The following is a 17,007-nucleotide window of genomic DNA, read 5'->3' on the forward strand; positions in this document are numbered from 1 at the left end:
GATTAACTTCAGGAGCGGAGCGCATTATGTTAACTATAGAATTAAATAATCATAGCATTAATTGTCATATCGAATACGGCAAACGCAAGAAAGTGTCCATCACGATGGATTTGCCTTATATGGTAACGATCAAAGCACCCAATGGTACCGGTGAAGACATGATCCGACAACTTGTAGAGCAGCACGGGGATGTTATTTTGAAGAAATCCGCTCTCATGCAGCAGGCGCTTGACGGTCCTCAAGCCAAGGAATACGAAGATGAGGGCAAGGGGAAGTTTTTGCTTTTTGGCAAGGAGCATGCACTGCATGACTTAATCCCTGTAGAGGGGCTTACAGAAGAGGAGCTACGAGCGAATCTGAAGAAGTTTTATTTTGCCGAGTGTAAACGTATGATTGGGGAGCGCATCGGACGCTATCAGCAAGAGTTGAAGGTGAAGCCGAAGTCAGTAGAGATCGTAGATTCTCCCACCAAGTGGGGCAGTTGCAGCTGGGACAAAAAGCTGACGTTCAATTATCGGCTGGCGATGGCACCACTGGAAGTGATCGATTATGTCATCATTCATGAACTTTGCCATATTCACCACATGAATCATGATCGCTCTTTCTGGCGGCGTATTGGGAGTATCATGCCGGATTACAAAGCGAAAGAAGATTATCTGATGCGCAATGGTCGGGCCATGACGTTGTGAATATAATTTTCAAAACTTTATTGTATTTATTATCAGATATTATGTTTCTCTAGTATAATGGATAGTAAGTCCTATACATTTTAGTTAAAGAGTAGATTAAGAGGTGAGAATTTGATAGTAAAGAATAATATACTTGGCTTGAATATTACTAATAGATTAAAACATACTAATAAATCAATCTCCGAATCAACAAGTAAATTATCTTCTGGTTTACGAATTAATAAGGCAGCAGATGACGCAGCAGGATTGAGTATTTCTGAGAAGATGAGGGCTCAGATTCGTGGCATGAATCAGGCGGAAAGAAATATACAAGATGGGATATCATTAATTCAAACTGCTGAATCAGGACTAGGTAATATACAGGATCCATTATTAATCAGATTAAGAGAACTTGCTGTGCAAGCAGCGAATGGTAGTTTAACAGATTCGGATCGTTTGATTATACAGGAAGAAGTTCGACAGATTAAAGAGGGCATTAATGATATTGCAAATAATACATATTTTAACGGGATTAATTTGTTGAATAATGGATTAAATGAAGTTGTTAATCAGGATGGAGAAATTAAACCAGGCTCAGTAAGTTTCATTACGTATGTAGGAGAAAATATATCCACTCTCGGCAGATCCACTTTGATTGGTAATAGTGGCAATATTCAGAATTCTATTGGAGTCGAAATCTTATCCGGAATTAATGATCAGTTAACTATAAAATTTGACGATACGGCATATTCCATTAATATCAGTGCGGGCGTGTATCGTGGATCATCTACTGCATTATATAATGATATCAACTCAAAGCTAAGGGCTATCGGGGCTCCAGTAGAACTCTCGAATGCTTACAGTCATTGGGATGATACACATATGAGAACGCTATTGACCAGCACAATTTCAGGTAATCACAAGATAGAAGTAGAAGGAACAGCGTTTAATGAAATATTTACGGAAGAGCGTACACTCAGCATTCGATATGAAGTTTTGGGTAGGGAAGCCGACTTTTCTATAGGTTATTCGGTTAAAAGTGGTGTGAATGATACTCTTCATTTTAAGGATTTGGGTATTGACAAGACAATAGTTCTTGCAGAAGGAACGTATAGCAGAGATGAACTTCTTGACCAGTTAAATCACCAGTTTGATAACGTGGGAGCGGATATTTTAGCTAGTTTTTCACCTGCTTTTGGTGTTAATGTAAGTGATGGACCGGGTAACAAACACTACATTCTAAGTTTGACACACAAATCAAGTGGTTCTCCGAACGCAATTCAACTGGTTTCAGGTAACGCACTTAATCCTCTTTTTATGCGTCCAGTGATTCCAGGTGATGTTTGGAATCCCAAAACGAAGAGTTTTCTAACGACAAATCTTGATCTTACTAATGGTATTGTTATTAATGCAGATAGTAACCGATGGGAAATTGGTCTTGAACGTTCAATAAATAAAACATTTATTTTAGATGAAGGTAGTTATTCTTCATCAGAATTTATAGATTATCTGAACAGTGAATTTCAAAAAAAAAGTGCGGGAATTATTGCTGTCGATGATAATGGTATGCTGAAATTTGAAAGAGAAATGAACGGTAGTAGTTACCAGATAACTGATTTGAAGATAACTGATATCAGTGGAAATGAAAATGGTTCAAGTTCTGACCAAACATTTTTAGATTTGCAAGTGGGTGCTAATCAAGGAGCAACTTATAAAGTTCAGCTTGCAGATGTTAGAACGAAATCTATTGGAGTAGAGAGCATTAACCTTTCTTTACAGCACGAAGCCAACAACTCACTCGTTCAGATTGATAAAGCTATTGAGCATGTGTCTTCACACAGAGCTAGATTTGGCGCTTACCAAAACGCCCTTGGACATGTATTGAACAATGTTATGAACGCTTCTTCTAACTTGTCCGCTGCAGAATCCAAGATAAGAGACGCAGATATGGCGAAAGAAATGATGAAAAATACGAAAGAGACTGTTCTTTTACAAGCGACACAAGCTATGCTAGCTCAAGCCAATCAAAAATCATCAGATATATTGCAACTGTTGAGATGAAAAATCAAATGGTCGAGCCGTGACCCTATAATGCCAGACATAAGCTTGTACTTAAAAAGATACATTTCTCCATTATCATTCGTAAAATCCGCGAAGCCTCACTGTTGCAGTGATCGGCTTCGCGGAATTTTGTTGTGTCTGGATATTAAGAATATGATAATTGAACGCCGTATTGCTTGAAAAAATGAGTAACCGCATCCATGTCCATTTGTTGATCGAATAAATGCTCAGGATAATAGATGCCTGGAACCATAGGCTCGTCCGTAGGCAACATCAGTATCTTCTCGGCTTGCACCGCGGCGCCTAGTGCAGTCATGTGGGTCTGACCGAGTGAGTCAGAGACCGTCATCGTTCGTTCAACCTGGTTCCCTTTTGCATCCAGTCCTTTTAGTTGAATGACGAGATGATGTGCACTCCCGGTTCCCGGATTATAGAGCAATTTCCGCCGGAATGGCTGGAATCGTTCACCACTGATCATCTTCCATACACCCGTTTTGACCAATCCGGCGAGTGCATAGGTAGATACTTTACTATCAAACGAAATGCGGAAGCTAGCGGAATCGATATGACTCGTGTGAGGCAAAGTGACATGATCGGGTGTATCCAATCTGTAACATGGCGTAGTGTACCCGTTCGGGAAATGAACTTTAATCGGATCTGTCATGGGGTAGACGAGTCGATGTGTATTGGATTCGGTTATCTGAAAAGGAATACTCATCCGGTCCATGAAGGCTGCCGAATCAGGGCCGGCCTTATCCCGCAGCGACCATAGGGCATGAATGTTTACTTCGACATGTTGCAGAGAGTTAGAAAGTATCATGGCAAAGAGTGACGCCGTTCCTGCCATCCATCCAGAGGATAGCACTACAGGCGCATGAAGTTCTTCCTGCTCTACTGTACGGATCGCTTGATTGAACACCTCAGTCCAGCGTGTTACATCGATAAGTGGAATTTTTCTCCGCACTGCTGATACCAGTAGCCGATCATCCAGATCGTTCACTGCATTAATGATTAACGATATATTCTCTCCTGCGTGAATCAGTGGATCGTCTGCATGGGTATCAACAACAACCGTTTGGACACGATTGGATGGAAAAGGTGCTGCTTTACCCGCAGAACGACCTCCCAATACCAATTCCAGATCAGGATGCCTGTCATGCAAAATGCGGGCAAGCTGTGCACCTACAGCACCATAGCCTCCAGCGATGAGAACTCTTTTTCTAATCATTCGTTAAACCTCCGTTGATATGTTTATGTACTTATATGTTTAAACTCTTAAACATAATAGAGCGAAGAAAAGGAATGCAGTTCACCAGCGCAGTATGCGCTAGCTTTGACATTCCACTTCTACGAGATGAACGAGCTGTTTGAGCAATTCGATCGCGTCGTTGAACTCCAGCTTGTAATACATCTCCGTACCTTTTTTCTGAACCGATAACAGTCCGGATTGACGTAATATTTTCAAATGATGAGAGACCGTAGGGCGTGACATGGGAACATGCTCTGCAATCTGTGATACGTTCATGCTCTCTTGATCAATGAGCAACGATATGATTCGCTGGCGAACGGGGTCTCCCAAACCTTGAAGATAAGGGCTTAGATTCTCGAAAATATCAATAACTTTTTGGTTACCCATCGACTCGTTCATGGCTCACTCCGTTATAATGTTTAATTGTTTAAACGTATTATAAGGCTTAGTTCACTTAAAAATCAAATTTAACATTGCAAGTTGCAGGAAAATAGCTGTTCCGCTTGTCCATTTGAAGTACAATATAAGCAAATATGCACGTACCACGAATCCATTGATAGTATCCGTGGTGGAAGGAGTCCAAGATGGCTGAGAGTAACCATTATTCTGTGCTGGTAGATGAATATATCTCGGAGTTTGCACCTGATGTACAGGTGAGATTACAGGCAATAAGACAGATTATTCGTGAAGCGGCTCCGAACGCCGAAGAGAAGATCAGTTACAAGATGCCCACATATGCACAGCATGGGAATCTGGTTCATTTTGCCGCATACCAGCATCATATTGGGTTTTACCCTGCTCCCAGGGGAATTCAAGCTTTCCAAGAGGAACTCTCCAAGTATAAAGGGGGAAAGGGGTCCGTCCAGTTTCCGCTGGATCAGCCATTGCCCGAGGATCTCATCCGCCGGATTGTGGAGTATCGGGTGAAAGAAAATGTGGAGATCGCACTGGAAAAGAAACGCAAAAATTGAGTGTTGGCGGCTGACAAGCCTACTATGGAAGGAGATACCGGGTGAATAAAGGGTTAATTGTACTTGATGTGCAATATGGGCTCACAAGTCTAAGGGATGTAACTGTTCCAATTGCGAAGATTCAGTCTGTCATCACTATTTTTGAAAAGATGAACTGGCCTATTGTGTTTACCAAACATCTGGACCGGGTCAACGAAGAATCCTCTCTCTATTATGAGAAAAGTGCCAATTTGGAGATTGTTCTCGATACTGGGGAACATCCTATTCTGGAGAAAAGTAAACCGAGTGCGTTTAGTAATACGGAGCTGAAAAAGTGGCTGCTGGATCATCAGATTGAACATGTATTCATTGTTGGATTTAACCTGGAGTATTGTTGTCTGTTTACAGCGATTAATGCTGAACATGAGGGGTTTAAAGTAACCCTGATTGAAGATGCGGCGGGTACAGTAAATACAGCAGAAACGTATGAAATGAAGGGACTAGACATACAGGATTTTATTGGTTCGATTCTGAATTGGTCAGGTTGTATTGAGGTTCTATACATGAATGAATTCAAGGAACAGTATACTTAGATATTTTTGAATTTAATCTGCACTACAGCTTATAAATTGAACTAGACGTTTACACGTGAACGTAGCGATCAGTAGGTTGTTCTGTCATCGAAGTGGCAAGTGTAAATAATCTTTAGTTCGATCTATGTAATAAACAAAAGCTCATATCGTAAACGCTCCTATCATAAACAAAAAAACAGTCGGATGCCTATGCATTCCGACTGTTTTTGTTTTTAGATTCTAGGTTTTACTCTGGTCGTACTTCATTTCACTTTAGTTTATTCCTATGCTCTTGCTTCGCTTCTATTCAAAGGAATACGTAACGTTTGAATTACTTGCTGTAGGGATGAAGTACATAAAGCTTGGATCCACTTGCAAGTAGATGGTCAGGTCGGACACGCCCAGATTGGGAACCGTCAGACTGAACCGACCGTTAGCATCCAGCTTCACCGTTTCAGTGCGAATATGTTTTTCGTCAGGTGAAGGACCGTGGATCTGGAAAGAGAATGTTTTGCCTGCATAAGCGGCGAGTGTTCCCCGTACTTTCAGCGTACGATCTGCTGTATATTCAAACTGCATCAGATGATTATCCAGGTAATCTTCATTGCCTGTATCCGGTTCTTGCGGCTCTGTTCCCGGGTCTTGTGGTTCTGTCCCAGGATTCTGTGGATCGGTTCCAGGGTCTTGTGAAGGGTTGCTAACCGAGAAGAAACGTGTCTGATATGAAATTTCTGCTTTGGACCCGTCTTTCTTTTTCAAACCGGTAATGCGAACGTTGAACGTGTCGCCTGCCTTCAGGGACTTCAAGTTATCCGGGCGGAAAATGACAGCGTAGTTATATCCATAACCATCGGTATTTACATTGAAAAATGCCTTTGCAGGATCACTGCTAACCGGGGTTTTCGCTCCCAGTACCCAAGTTTTCTGATCCGATGAACGCACAATCTCCACCTGTACCTCAGAATTGGAAGGCTTCGCAAAGACGTCCGGATTCAGCTGTGCAGACCAGGCTTGTGACACATTGAATGCCTCAATCGGGAATGCCCCTTTGTTAGGATACAAGTTGTAATTGTAATTGAGTTTTCCAGAACGACTCGTATCCATCACTTGCATGGTGCTGAAGTGGCTCGCATAGTTTTTGTTGTCCCGGGATGCAATCCCGAAACCGACCTTCTTCAGTTGCGGACTCAAAATCCAGCGGCGATGGCCGAGTGCAGCAATGTTGCTGGCATCCGAATCATCCATATAAGCTTCAACGCTTTTGACTGCAAGGTTTCCTTGAGAACCATAAGAAGCGTACAGGTTGGAGCTGGAAGTCGACTTGGCTCCCAGATCAAAAAAGTCTTTCGCCATATCTGCCGGACGAGCTGGGAAGTGAGTCAATTCTCCGGTAGACACAACGACCGCTCCATGTTGGGCTTGACGATTGAGAGCAGCATCCAGAACGAGATCTCCATCCAGACCGGAGAGATAACGATAGAAGTTGGCTGCACCTAGAGCCTGCTCTAATGTGGAATCACTTACTACACCAGCGACGTAAGGTGCCTTGGTCGATGGATTCTGAGTGAATGTGGCAGGTTGGTCCTTGCCACTCATCCATTGCGTCCATTTCTGACTGATTTCTTGCTCACTTCGCTCAGGCAGCAGACTATCGACAGGGGCTGCAGCGATCTGCTGGGTGCCGAGCAGCATGAACAACAGGCCTGCCAGAGGAAGAGAGAGTAACGAGCGGATGTACCTTTTCTGAATAAACATGTTCTAATCTCCTTTTAGTATGAAATGATAATATTATGTATCCGATGTATATTATCGACATTAGAGGGATAATTCGTTAGTTTTATGAATGAAATTGTTTGTTCGAATTCAGCGATTTTTCAGCCAGAGCCATTATAATACTCACGGAATCCTGTATTCGAAAAGGAGTTTTGGCATGTCTAAGATGCTGCATAAGTCGTTTTATCTCATTTTGCTCGTATTTGTTGCGGTGTTTATTGCTTCGTCCCTGTTGGTGCGGGCACAGTACAACTACGCCTTGTATGGAGACAATCCCATTCTGGGCATGCAGCAGTGGAGTATTTTTCTCCCGGTCACTTTTTTGCTTCTTGGTTCAGGTGTCGGGTTATATGCTCTGTGTCTGAAACTGAACAAATACAGCCCAAAGGTTGTTATTCCGATTGTGCTGCTATGTTCTCTGGCCATTCAGATCATCATCATTTTCGTATTTCCGAGAGTACCCACCGATGATTCACAGACCGTGCTCTCACTCGCCATGAACATGCTGTACGATAAGGACTACTCGTCGTTTGAAACGGGTGGTTATCTGCACATGTTCCCGTTCAATTACTCTATCGTGCTGTACCTGAAGACATTGCTGTACCTGTTCCCAGATAACTATCTGGTCATCAAACTGTTTAATATTTTGTTTTCAACATTAACGACGTTCATGATTTATCTTATGTATAAACAAGTGAACGACAGATCCACGGAACGTGATTACGGTGTGTTGATCTTTGCAGCGACGTACCTGCCTTCCCTGTTCCTGAACAACCTGATCTATAACGATGTGATTGCCACTGCATTTCTGATATCATGCCTATACTTCTTAATTCGGTTTGTACGTGAAAAGTCTTGGAAAACAATCGTCATTGCCGCCGTTTTTCTCGCGATGGGCAACTACTTCCGAAGCATCGGCGTGATCGTGCTGATCGCTGCCATCATATATATCCTGCTGAATATGCGGAGCATCGGAATGAAGAAAGTCATCATTTCCATCGGTGTGCTGGGTATGTTGTTTAATGTACCAACCTGGACTCAGAATGCGGTTCTTCAATCCTCCGGTGCCGTGAGCGCACCTGTTGGAGAGAATGCGGCACCGGTCTACATGTGGCTGAATATGGGCATTAATCTGGAGCGTTTTGGTTTCTGGGACAATATGGAGAGTTATCAGATCTATCAGAGGCAGGCCAACTACAATAAGGCCGAAAGCGTAGCATTGTTTAAACAAGAGATTGGCAGCAAGCTGTCCGAAGCAAGTGCAAGTGACTTGGTGAAGATGTATTACAAAAAGGTCATTTGGACCTGGACCGAAGGAACGTACCAGATGGATCGATACGGAATCGGCAATGAAAGTTCCTTGGGTGCCGGAAGAGGAAGGGGAGGCGGAATCGCAGGCTCCTACAGTTATACCAATGCGATAACAGAACTGTTGCAGGGGGATTCGGCTTATCGGACAGGTTTGCTCTGGATTGTATATGTGATGAATTTCTTGATGTACTGTTTTATTCTCATCCGGTTGGTCGGTGGAATTCGTCGTAAACGGGTTGACGAAGTCTCATTGATCCTGGTCATTCTCGGATTCATCGGATTTTATATTCTGTGGGAGATTAAGTCCAGATACATCTACCCTGTATATCCACTGTTGGTGGTGCTGTCCTATATGGGATTCAAAGATACGTATGATCTCATATTCCATCGTAAAGATACCTTGGAGAGATATTCCCTGAGAGAAAGGTGATCATATGCGAAAAAATAAATATTTCACATCGGTTACGCTGCTCCTGCTGCTAGGATGCTTGGTTATGCTGACGGCTTGCGATGTGATAACCGCCCAAAATATTACCAACACCGGTTCTGCACAAGGCATGAACGGTGGCGGCATGCCGACTGGCGGTGGCCTGGGCATGAACGGAGGAACGCCTAGAGGTGGAAGGGGCGGCACGGGCATGAATGACCGTACAGGCAGTCCGGACATGATGTAGGGGATAATGGATGCAGACATGACAGGTAGAGTCCTCTCCGTGAATGGAAACACAATCACGCTGGCGTTACTTGAGGTGGAGGACACCTCATCTCCAAGCATGGAATGGAGGGATACCGGAATGGAAATGAAATTGAGTATAAGTGATGATGTCACTATTACTGAAGGTATGGGCACGCCGCGTTCGGGCAATTCCAGCCCAAGTGCAAATTCGTCCATTCCAGTGTCTGATCTTCAAAAAGAAGACATCGTGATGGTGTGGTATAAGGACAACACCGAGACCGTGGAACGGGTGATGGTTGTCCAGTAAAAGATGATGGAAATATCGTCATTTTGTAATTGCTTACATTTCTTGTATGGGTTATTATGGAAACAACTGTTTTTTGAAGGGAGTGAGCGTCATGAAACGACGGTCTAAGATGGTATGTTCTAACACTACAATGAAGGTAAGCATAAACTGAATAATTCCGGCGGACTATCAGACGAAGGGAGAAACACATCTTGTTCCCCAGTTGGGTCTGAGATCTGCCGATATATAGGGATATAACTGCTCAATTTTTCTGGCGTATGCGAGGTTTATTTGCTTGTGCAAATTTCTCATATACTCAGAATTTTTAAAAGCCGCAGGCATAGCCTGCGGCTTTTTGCGCGCAAAAATAGGCATTCGGTGGCTACAAGCAATGCACATAAAACGATCAAAAAGGAGAAATGCCCATGTTAAAGTTAAAATATTTATTTCAACATAATGACCTTGCCGAGATGATCCTGAAGAATTGGAACTATGATCCCGAGTCACTGGACATGTTTCAGTATTATCGCATATCCTCCAATGCCGTGTATCCGTTCAGAGATCAGGGGGAAGTTCATTTGCTTCGTTTTGCCCCGGTAGAGGAGAAAAATCAAATCAACCTTAGTGCTGAACTGGAGTTCCTGCGTTATCTTCATACGAATCATTATGGAGCCATGGAGGCGGTACCGTCCCATTCAGGGACAGAACTCATAGAGGCTCACGCCCCATGGGGAATGTACTATGCTTCCGTATTCAAGCGAGTACCTGGATCGCAGTTAGGAAGCATTGATTTGAATGACTCCATCCTGTACAGCTATGGTCAGGCATTGGGTGAGCTGCATCATCTATCGCGCGAATTCATGCCTGAGCAGGAGGAGAAGCGACGCTGGGACTATACGGAGGTATTGAATTGGATGCAGGAAATCCTGAAGGATTTTTCAACAGAGACGGCTGCTCTGAACGAGGTGGAGGTTCTCCGAACGTATTTTGCGACTTGGCCGATGACACAGCAAAATTTCGGACTCATCCACTATGATTTTGAACTGGACAACGTTTTCTATGACGAAGGAAGCAAGTCTTGTTATGCCATTGATTTTGATGACTCGATGTATCACTGGTACGCGATGGATGTGGAACAGAGTCTGGATAGTCTGCGTGAGGAAATCCAGCCTGAGCAGTGGGAGCAGAAAAGGCAATTGTTCCTGAACGGGTACTGGTCGAAGGCAGGAGAGCGTTATGATCTGGAGAGTATGTTCCCCGCATGTCGCCGTTTTGCCAATCTATATGGATATGTTCGTTTGCTTCGGTCTGCTGCAGAACAGTGGTTACATGAGCCGGAATGGATGAGTGGATTAAGAGCAAGATTGAGTAGGAAGATGACGGAACAAGCAGAGCAATTCGGAAAGGTATTCGACAGCTGAGATTTGTTCCGAATCTCCCAGGTTAGTCGCAATTCATGAGCACTGAAGTTTGGAATAATTCACGTTAATTCGGTCCCGCGGTCAGATGCAGATGCTCTGTATCGATCGCGGGGCTTTCATTTTGTTCGAACTTTACCGAATAATGAAACGGAAGTGGATATCTTGTAGAAGGGATGGTTGGGACTTTCATTCTTTCCATACGAAAAATGGTATTTTAATGTCGTATTATATATAAATTTGTTAAAAAAACAAATAAAATAGTTATTGATTAAATTTTGGTGGAATGATAAGTTGTAATTAACTTATTTTAGGATAAATTATATATAAAGGAGAATTAGATGGGAAATGTATGTGTCGATCTGCATCATTTAACAGAGCATCAACGAAGAATATGGTATATGGAAATGATATATCCGAATTCAGATGTATGGATGATTACATCCAAAATGAGCATACCGGAACCGATCGATTTCACCTTGTTAGAGCGGTCGATTAACAGGGTTTTGAGGAATAACGAACTGCTTCGAACTCGAATTATACTGGATCAAGGTGAGAACAAACAATACATCCAACCTTATGAGTACAGATCACTCAAGCACATTCAAGAAGACCCAGCCTTGACTGGTGTAACATGGACTGAGTATGTGGGTAACCATCGGATTCATGTACACAGTGAAGATCTATGTCAGTTTTATACGTATGAAGGTCATGGACAATACGGATACATCATTCAGGTTCACCATATCATCTGTGATGGCCTGGGGTTATTCCAGTTGACGAATGAGATTACGGAAACCTACCATGCCGAACTGAAAGATGGTAATGCAAGCAGGATGGAATCTACGATTCACGATTATGAATACTATATAAATAGTGAACAACAATATCTCGCTTCCAAACGCTATGCGAAAGATCAGGCATTTTGGAGAGAGAAGTTTCATACGATTCCCGAATTTATGGAACTGAAAGCACACAATCCCCTTCTAACTCACACCGCAGCCAGAAGAAAAACGATGAATATGGATCACTCCATGTATGTACGTTTGAAAGAGTTCTGTCGTCAGAAGAATGTCAGCGTATTTACCTTTTTTCTCTCAACCCTAGCTATTCTGCTGAATAAACTCACTCACCAAACCGACTTGGTCGTTGGAACCAACTACGCGAACCGCACTAGTAAAACAGACAAAGACATGATTGGCATGTTTGTCACTACCGTACCTGTCAGGATCGGGATAGAACCCTCTGAATCCGTGTTAACCTTGCTGCAACGCATCTCCAATGAACAGAAAGAAATGTTGCGTCATCAGAAATATCCGTATAATCAGCTGATCCGTGATCTGAGAGAGTCGCTCTCGTTACCGGAACTGAACAGATTGTTCGGCATATCACTAGTTTATCGTCCAGAACGCTTTGACAAGATGCAGGGACATAATGTTTACATGGACAACAAGTTTAACGGACACGAGACGAATGATCTGCTTATCAACATTATTGAGAAAATCAATGAGGATCGTATCATATTTCAGATGGATTATCGGACCCAGTTATTCAGTGAAACGTTCATGGACAATTTGCTCGATCAGTTTCTTACGGTTACGGAAGCCATTCTGGAACATTCCGAACAAAGCATTGAACAGATCAGTATTGTAAGCGAAGCCGATAAACAATCGATGTTAATCGAGTTTAATGATACCGAGGCGGTGTATCCGAGCGACAAAACGGTCATCCAGTTGTTTGAAGAACAGGCAGCGGCTACTCCTCGACATACAGCACTTATCCTGGGAGATCATGAGATTAACTATGAACAATTGAATGCCAGAGCTAATGGGTTGGCTACAGTATTGATCAGCAGAGGAATCAAGCAACGAGAACTGGTAGGTATTATTGCAACACACAGTATGGAAATGGTTATTGCGATTCTGGCTGTTATGAAAGCCGGATGTGCTTATATTCCAATTGATCCCGAGTATCCCGATGAACGAATTCAACATATTTTGAAAGATTCTCAAGTAAGGTTTGTTCTGGTTAACGAGCGTATCACTCTGCCGGACAGTCTAGAAGTCATTCACATGCTTGAAGATAGTGAGGGGCAGCTATCAACAGATAATCTGAACTTGACCATAGATATGAAGGATCTGGCTTATGTCATCTACACATCAGGTTCAACAGGAGCACCAAAGGGTGTATTGGTGGAACATAAGGGATTGACGAATTATATATGGTGGGCAAGTCAGACGTATGTTACTGACAGGAAAACGACTTTTTCACTGTATTCATCCATCGCGTTTGATCTGACCATTACCTCCATCTTTACGCCGTTAATTACGGGCAACACGATGATCATATACAACTCGTCTCATAACAAGGCGTTGATTGCTGATGTTGTCCTGGATCCGCGAGTGGATCTGGTCAAGCTGACGCCGGCGCACCTGCAATTGATTCAGGACATGAACATTATGGACAGATCCAATGTCCGAACATTTATTGTGGGCGGCGATAATTTGAGTGCTTCACTGGCTGCGAATATTACCCGGCAAAGCAAACATGAGGTTACCATTTTCAATGAATATGGACCGACAGAGACGGTAGTGGGCTGTATGATCTATGCCTACAATCCACATGTTGACCAAACGGAGTATGTGCCCATCGGCAAGCCCATTCAGAACACATCCATATATGTGCTCGATCATTCATTGCAATACGTTCCTGTCGGTGTTCAGGGTGAATTGTTGGTCGGGGGAGATGGAGTGACCAGAGGCTATCTGAACCAACCCGAATTGACGGGCAGAAAATACGTCGAACACCCGGATCATCCAGGCGAGAGATTGTACCGGACAGGTGATCTATGCAGGTTAAGGGAAGATGGTCAGATGGAATACCTCGGAAGAATGGATGACCAAGTGAAGATTCGCGGGTATCGAATTGAACTGGGTGAGGTCAAGGCAGCTTTCTTGAAGATCCAAGGAATTCGAGATGTAGCTGTAAGCGTCAAGACGGATCAGCAATCCCGTCAGTTATGTGCTCATTACGTGAGCGATGCATATGTGAACCGGAGGATGATACGGGATAATCTGGTATCTCTGTTGCCGGAGTATATGGTTCCCACACATCTGATCAAGGTGTCTTCGATTCCACTTACCATTAACGGCAAGATTGATTACTTGGCGTTATCGATAGAGAAGCCACAATCGGATGAAGAAAATGTGTATGTGGCACCAAGTACTGTCATGGAACAGAAGATATCTACCATCTGGTCTGAGATTCTTGGTCTGGAAGAGGTGGGTGTGACGGACCACTTCTACGAACGGGGTGGTGATTCCCTTAAGTTGATTCAGATCTATACCAGACTTTCCGAGATAGGTTTTGATTTTTCGATTAACGATATGTTTAATTTCCCTACAATCCAATCCTTAAGTTCATATCTGGATCAGATCATGGAAGGAAAGGAAGGCATGATGAGCATGGAACATAACAGGATGAAGAGATCCAAAGTGGATGTATTGAACGGAATTATGGACAAGCCGATCTTCCTGTCTACAGATATTCCCAAAGTTGATCCGGCACTCAAAGGTGTAATGTCATTCAACCAGGAATCCCTGTGGCTGGTTGAACAGTTCGAGGGGAAAAGCACCAAATATAACATTCCCGGACATGTCCTTTTTGAAGGCGCATTCTCGGAAGAGGCTTACATCTATGCATTGAATCAGATTGTGCAGCGGCATGATGTATTGAGAACGTATTTTGTTATCGAGAACAATACACCGGTGCAGCGAATCAGACCTTATGAGCCTTTTGACATCGAGGTCCAGCATACGCTGAGGGATAATTCCCAAGCCAGTCTGAAGCGTGTGATTGAAGAAGAGTCCAGACACCAGTTCAATCTGGAAACCGGACCGATGTATTATTTTGGATTGTATCAGATCCATGCACATCAATATTTTGCCTATTTTAATTTTCATCACATTATCTTCGATGGCTGGTCTCAGGATATTCTGATGGCTGAACTGGGGGCGTACTATAATGCTTATCTGAAGGGAGAAAATGCAGCAACAGAGGATTTGAGTATTCAATATTCCGACTATTCACATTGGCAAAAAGGAAGATGGATGACTGCCGAATTTCCGACAGTTCTTAATTATTGGCGCAACCAGTTGGGAAGTACCGTTAACCGATCGGTGAAAGTATTGCCGTATGACCGGGAGCCTTCGCTGAATAATGGGGATACCGGAGATATTCTGCTCTCAGAAATTCCGATCCAAACCATTGACATGATCAAAAGGGCCGGTATGAAAAACAATGCCAGTCTGTACATTACCATGCTCACCGCCTACAAAATGTTGCTGTACTTTTACTCGGGTGAAACCGAGATCGTTGTTGGCACACCTGTAGCAAACCGTAATCGTGCCGAAGTTCAGAGATTGATCGGATATTTCTCCAACAGTCTTGCTTTGAAGACGACCATGGACCCGGAGCAGTCCATAGACGCCCAGATTGTTTCCGTTAGAAATACGGTATTTGAAGCATTTGATCATCAAGAGATGCCTTTCGGCAAGCTGATTGAACTACTGAATCCGGATCGTGCTTCGGGGCTGACCCCGTTCTTCCAGACATGGTTCGTACTTGATGTCAAAAATACGTACAACATCGAAGGACTGAATATTGCTCAGAATGAAATTTTGTGGGGCCACAGTGGCAAAAGCAAGTGGGATCTGACGTTGAATCTCATCGAGGCTGACCATGTCATGAATGCAGTAGTTGAATACAAAACAGAGTTGTTTGGCAAATCCACCATGAAGAGATTCCTGCATGATTATATGGCTGTAGTGAAGTTGATTGCAGCTGACTCCTCACGGAGTCTTCAAGCTGTACGCCATGATTGGGAGGTGATGGCCCACGAGTACAAGATGGAGTTGCTGAATAGCAGTAAGAGCAAAAAGAAATTCAACAAAATCAAATCTTAGGAGGAATTAACCATGAAGAAGAAATTTGATAAAGGTGCGCAGATGGTCATTCAAAAAGAAATCGTAAAGCAATCGTTTCTGGAGGAAGGTCAAGAGCTGCCATTGGTAATCAAACCAAATCTGGCCGGGTTGGATCTGAATCAGTGGTATCTCAACAATAAGGATATGGTGGAAGAGAAAATTTTGGAATACGGCGGCGTCCTGTTCAGAGGTTTTGATACCACCACACCAGAGAGCTTTTACGGGTTTATCGATGTAAGCTGCCCCGAGCCGCTTAGTTATAAAGAAGGAGCGACACCGAGAACTAAAGTACAGGGCAAGGTGTATACGTCAACGGAATTCCCGAACGAGGAGACCATTGCACCGCATAATGAATTATCCTACGTCATGACCTGGCCCAAAAAAATCTGGTTCTCCAGTATCGTCGTCGCCGATGAAGGAGGAGAAACGCCTATTGTGGATGTACGGAAAGTATATAACCTCATTGATCCGGACATTCGGGATGTTTTTGCAGAGAAAGGCTGGATGTTGGTTCGAAACTACGGCAACGGCTTCGGGCAGACCTGGCAGTATGTTTTCCACACGGAGTCCAAGGAAGAAGTCGAGCAGTATTGCCTGGACAACAACATGTCTTTCCACTGGAATGAGGATGGAACTCTCACAACGAAGCAGGTGAGACCGGCCATCACGATCCACCCGGATACGAATGAGAACCTGTGGTTCAATCACATTGCCTTCTGGCATAGCAGTAGCCTGAACGAGGAAGTTCGCAACTTGATGCTCGAAGAATTCGGAGAAGGTGGCTTGCCATACCAGACGTATTATGGAGACGGAAGTTCAATTGATGCCGATGTGGCTGCTCATATTCGTCAGGCTTATGCCGATGCCACGATTGCCTTTCCATGGCAAGAGGGAGATATTCTCATGCTGGACAATATGCTGGTTGCCCATGCTCGGAACCCATATCAGGGAGATCGAAAAGTATTGGTAGCCATGGGAGAACCCGTGAGTCGTGAAGCCACAATTCAATCGTAAGGTTATTCTGTCATTGAAGTGGCAAGTGTAACATTCTTTAGTTC

General features: G+C 43.5%; 13 protein-coding genes. 10 read left to right on the top strand and 3 right to left on the bottom strand.

What is annotated here, in order from left to right; genetic code table 11:
* Positions 1-26: 26 nt before the first annotated feature.
* Together HF638_RS23580 and HF638_RS28685 are read left to right on the top strand one after the other, a co-directional pair.
* Positions 27-689 (top strand): M48 family metallopeptidase, encoded by a 663-nt coding sequence (locus tag HF638_RS23580; RefSeq protein ID WP_169482389.1) that lies wholly within the window; start codon positions 27-29, stop codon positions 687-689.
* A 111-nt stretch (positions 690-800) separates the two neighbouring features.
* Complete coding sequence (locus HF638_RS28685; RefSeq protein WP_169482390.1) at positions 801-2,729, top strand: flagellin; 1,929 nt, start codon at positions 801-803, stop codon at positions 2,727-2,729.
* 145 nt (positions 2,730-2,874) lie between these two features.
* Here the strand turns inward: HF638_RS28685 and HF638_RS23590 are convergent, their stop codons facing one another.
* Positions 2,875-3,957 carry a Rossmann-fold NAD(P)-binding domain-containing protein gene (locus HF638_RS23590; protein ID WP_169482392.1) on the bottom strand — a complete coding sequence of 361 codons (1,083 nt, stop codon included), beginning with the start codon at positions 3,955-3,957 and terminating at the stop codon, positions 2,875-2,877.
* 99 nt (positions 3,958-4,056) lie between these two features.
* Positions 4,057-4,377: an ArsR/SmtB family transcription factor gene (locus tag HF638_RS23595; protein WP_017690570.1), complete on the bottom strand. Its 321-nt coding sequence runs from the start codon at positions 4,375-4,377 to the stop codon at positions 4,057-4,059.
* Positions 4,378-4,562: 185 nt separating this feature from the next.
* Between HF638_RS23595 and HF638_RS23600 the strand changes: the two genes are divergently transcribed.
* A complete protein-coding gene (locus tag HF638_RS23600; RefSeq protein WP_169482394.1) occupies positions 4,563-4,949 on the top strand; it encodes an iron chaperone in 387 nt (128 codons plus the stop codon).
* A 41-nt stretch (positions 4,950-4,990) separates the two neighbouring features.
* On the top strand, positions 4,991-5,521 hold the full coding sequence (locus tag HF638_RS23605; RefSeq protein ID WP_169482395.1) for an isochorismatase family protein: 531 nt from the start codon (positions 4,991-4,993) through the stop codon (positions 5,519-5,521).
* A 282-nt stretch (positions 5,522-5,803) separates the two neighbouring features.
* Here HF638_RS23605 and HF638_RS23610 read toward each other — a convergent pair whose 3' ends face one another.
* Positions 5,804-7,255, bottom strand: a complete 1,452-nt coding sequence (locus HF638_RS23610) for a CAP domain-containing protein (RefSeq protein WP_169482397.1) — start codon at positions 7,253-7,255, stop codon at positions 5,804-5,806.
* A gap of 175 nt (positions 7,256-7,430) precedes the next feature.
* Between HF638_RS23610 and HF638_RS23615 the strand changes: the two genes are divergently transcribed.
* The 6 genes from HF638_RS23615 to HF638_RS23640 all read left to right on the top strand — a co-directional run bounded on the left by HF638_RS23615 (position 7,431) and on the right by HF638_RS23640 (position 16,963).
* A complete protein-coding gene (locus HF638_RS23615; protein ID WP_169482398.1) occupies positions 7,431-9,014 on the top strand; it encodes a glycosyltransferase family 39 protein in 1,584 nt (527 codons plus the stop codon).
* Between the two features lie 4 nt (positions 9,015-9,018).
* On the top strand, positions 9,019-9,258 hold the full coding sequence (locus HF638_RS23620; RefSeq protein ID WP_169482296.1) for a hypothetical protein: 240 nt from the start codon (positions 9,019-9,021) through the stop codon (positions 9,256-9,258).
* A gap of 18 nt (positions 9,259-9,276) precedes the next feature.
* Positions 9,277-9,567, top strand: coding sequence for a hypothetical protein (locus HF638_RS23625; RefSeq protein ID WP_169482400.1), 291 nt, complete (start codon positions 9,277-9,279; stop codon positions 9,565-9,567).
* A 404-nt stretch (positions 9,568-9,971) separates the two neighbouring features.
* The gene (locus tag HF638_RS23630) at positions 9,972-10,967 is read left to right on the top strand and encodes a phosphotransferase enzyme family protein (RefSeq protein ID WP_169482401.1); all 996 of its coding nucleotides are present in this window, start codon (positions 9,972-9,974) and stop codon (positions 10,965-10,967) included.
* 338 nt (positions 10,968-11,305) lie between these two features.
* A complete protein-coding gene (locus HF638_RS23635; protein ID WP_169482402.1) occupies positions 11,306-15,928 on the top strand; it encodes a non-ribosomal peptide synthetase in 4,623 nt (1,540 codons plus the stop codon).
* Positions 15,929-15,940: 12 nt separating this feature from the next.
* Entirely contained in the window at positions 15,941-16,963 is a 1,023-nt protein-coding gene (locus HF638_RS23640) for a TauD/TfdA family dioxygenase (protein WP_169482403.1), read from the top strand.
* Positions 16,964-17,007 lie beyond the last annotated feature (44 nt).

The sequence above is a fragment of the Paenibacillus sp. SZ31 genome (genome assembly GCF_012912005.1).
Taxonomy (GTDB): domain Bacteria; phylum Bacillota; class Bacilli; order Paenibacillales; family Paenibacillaceae; genus Paenibacillus.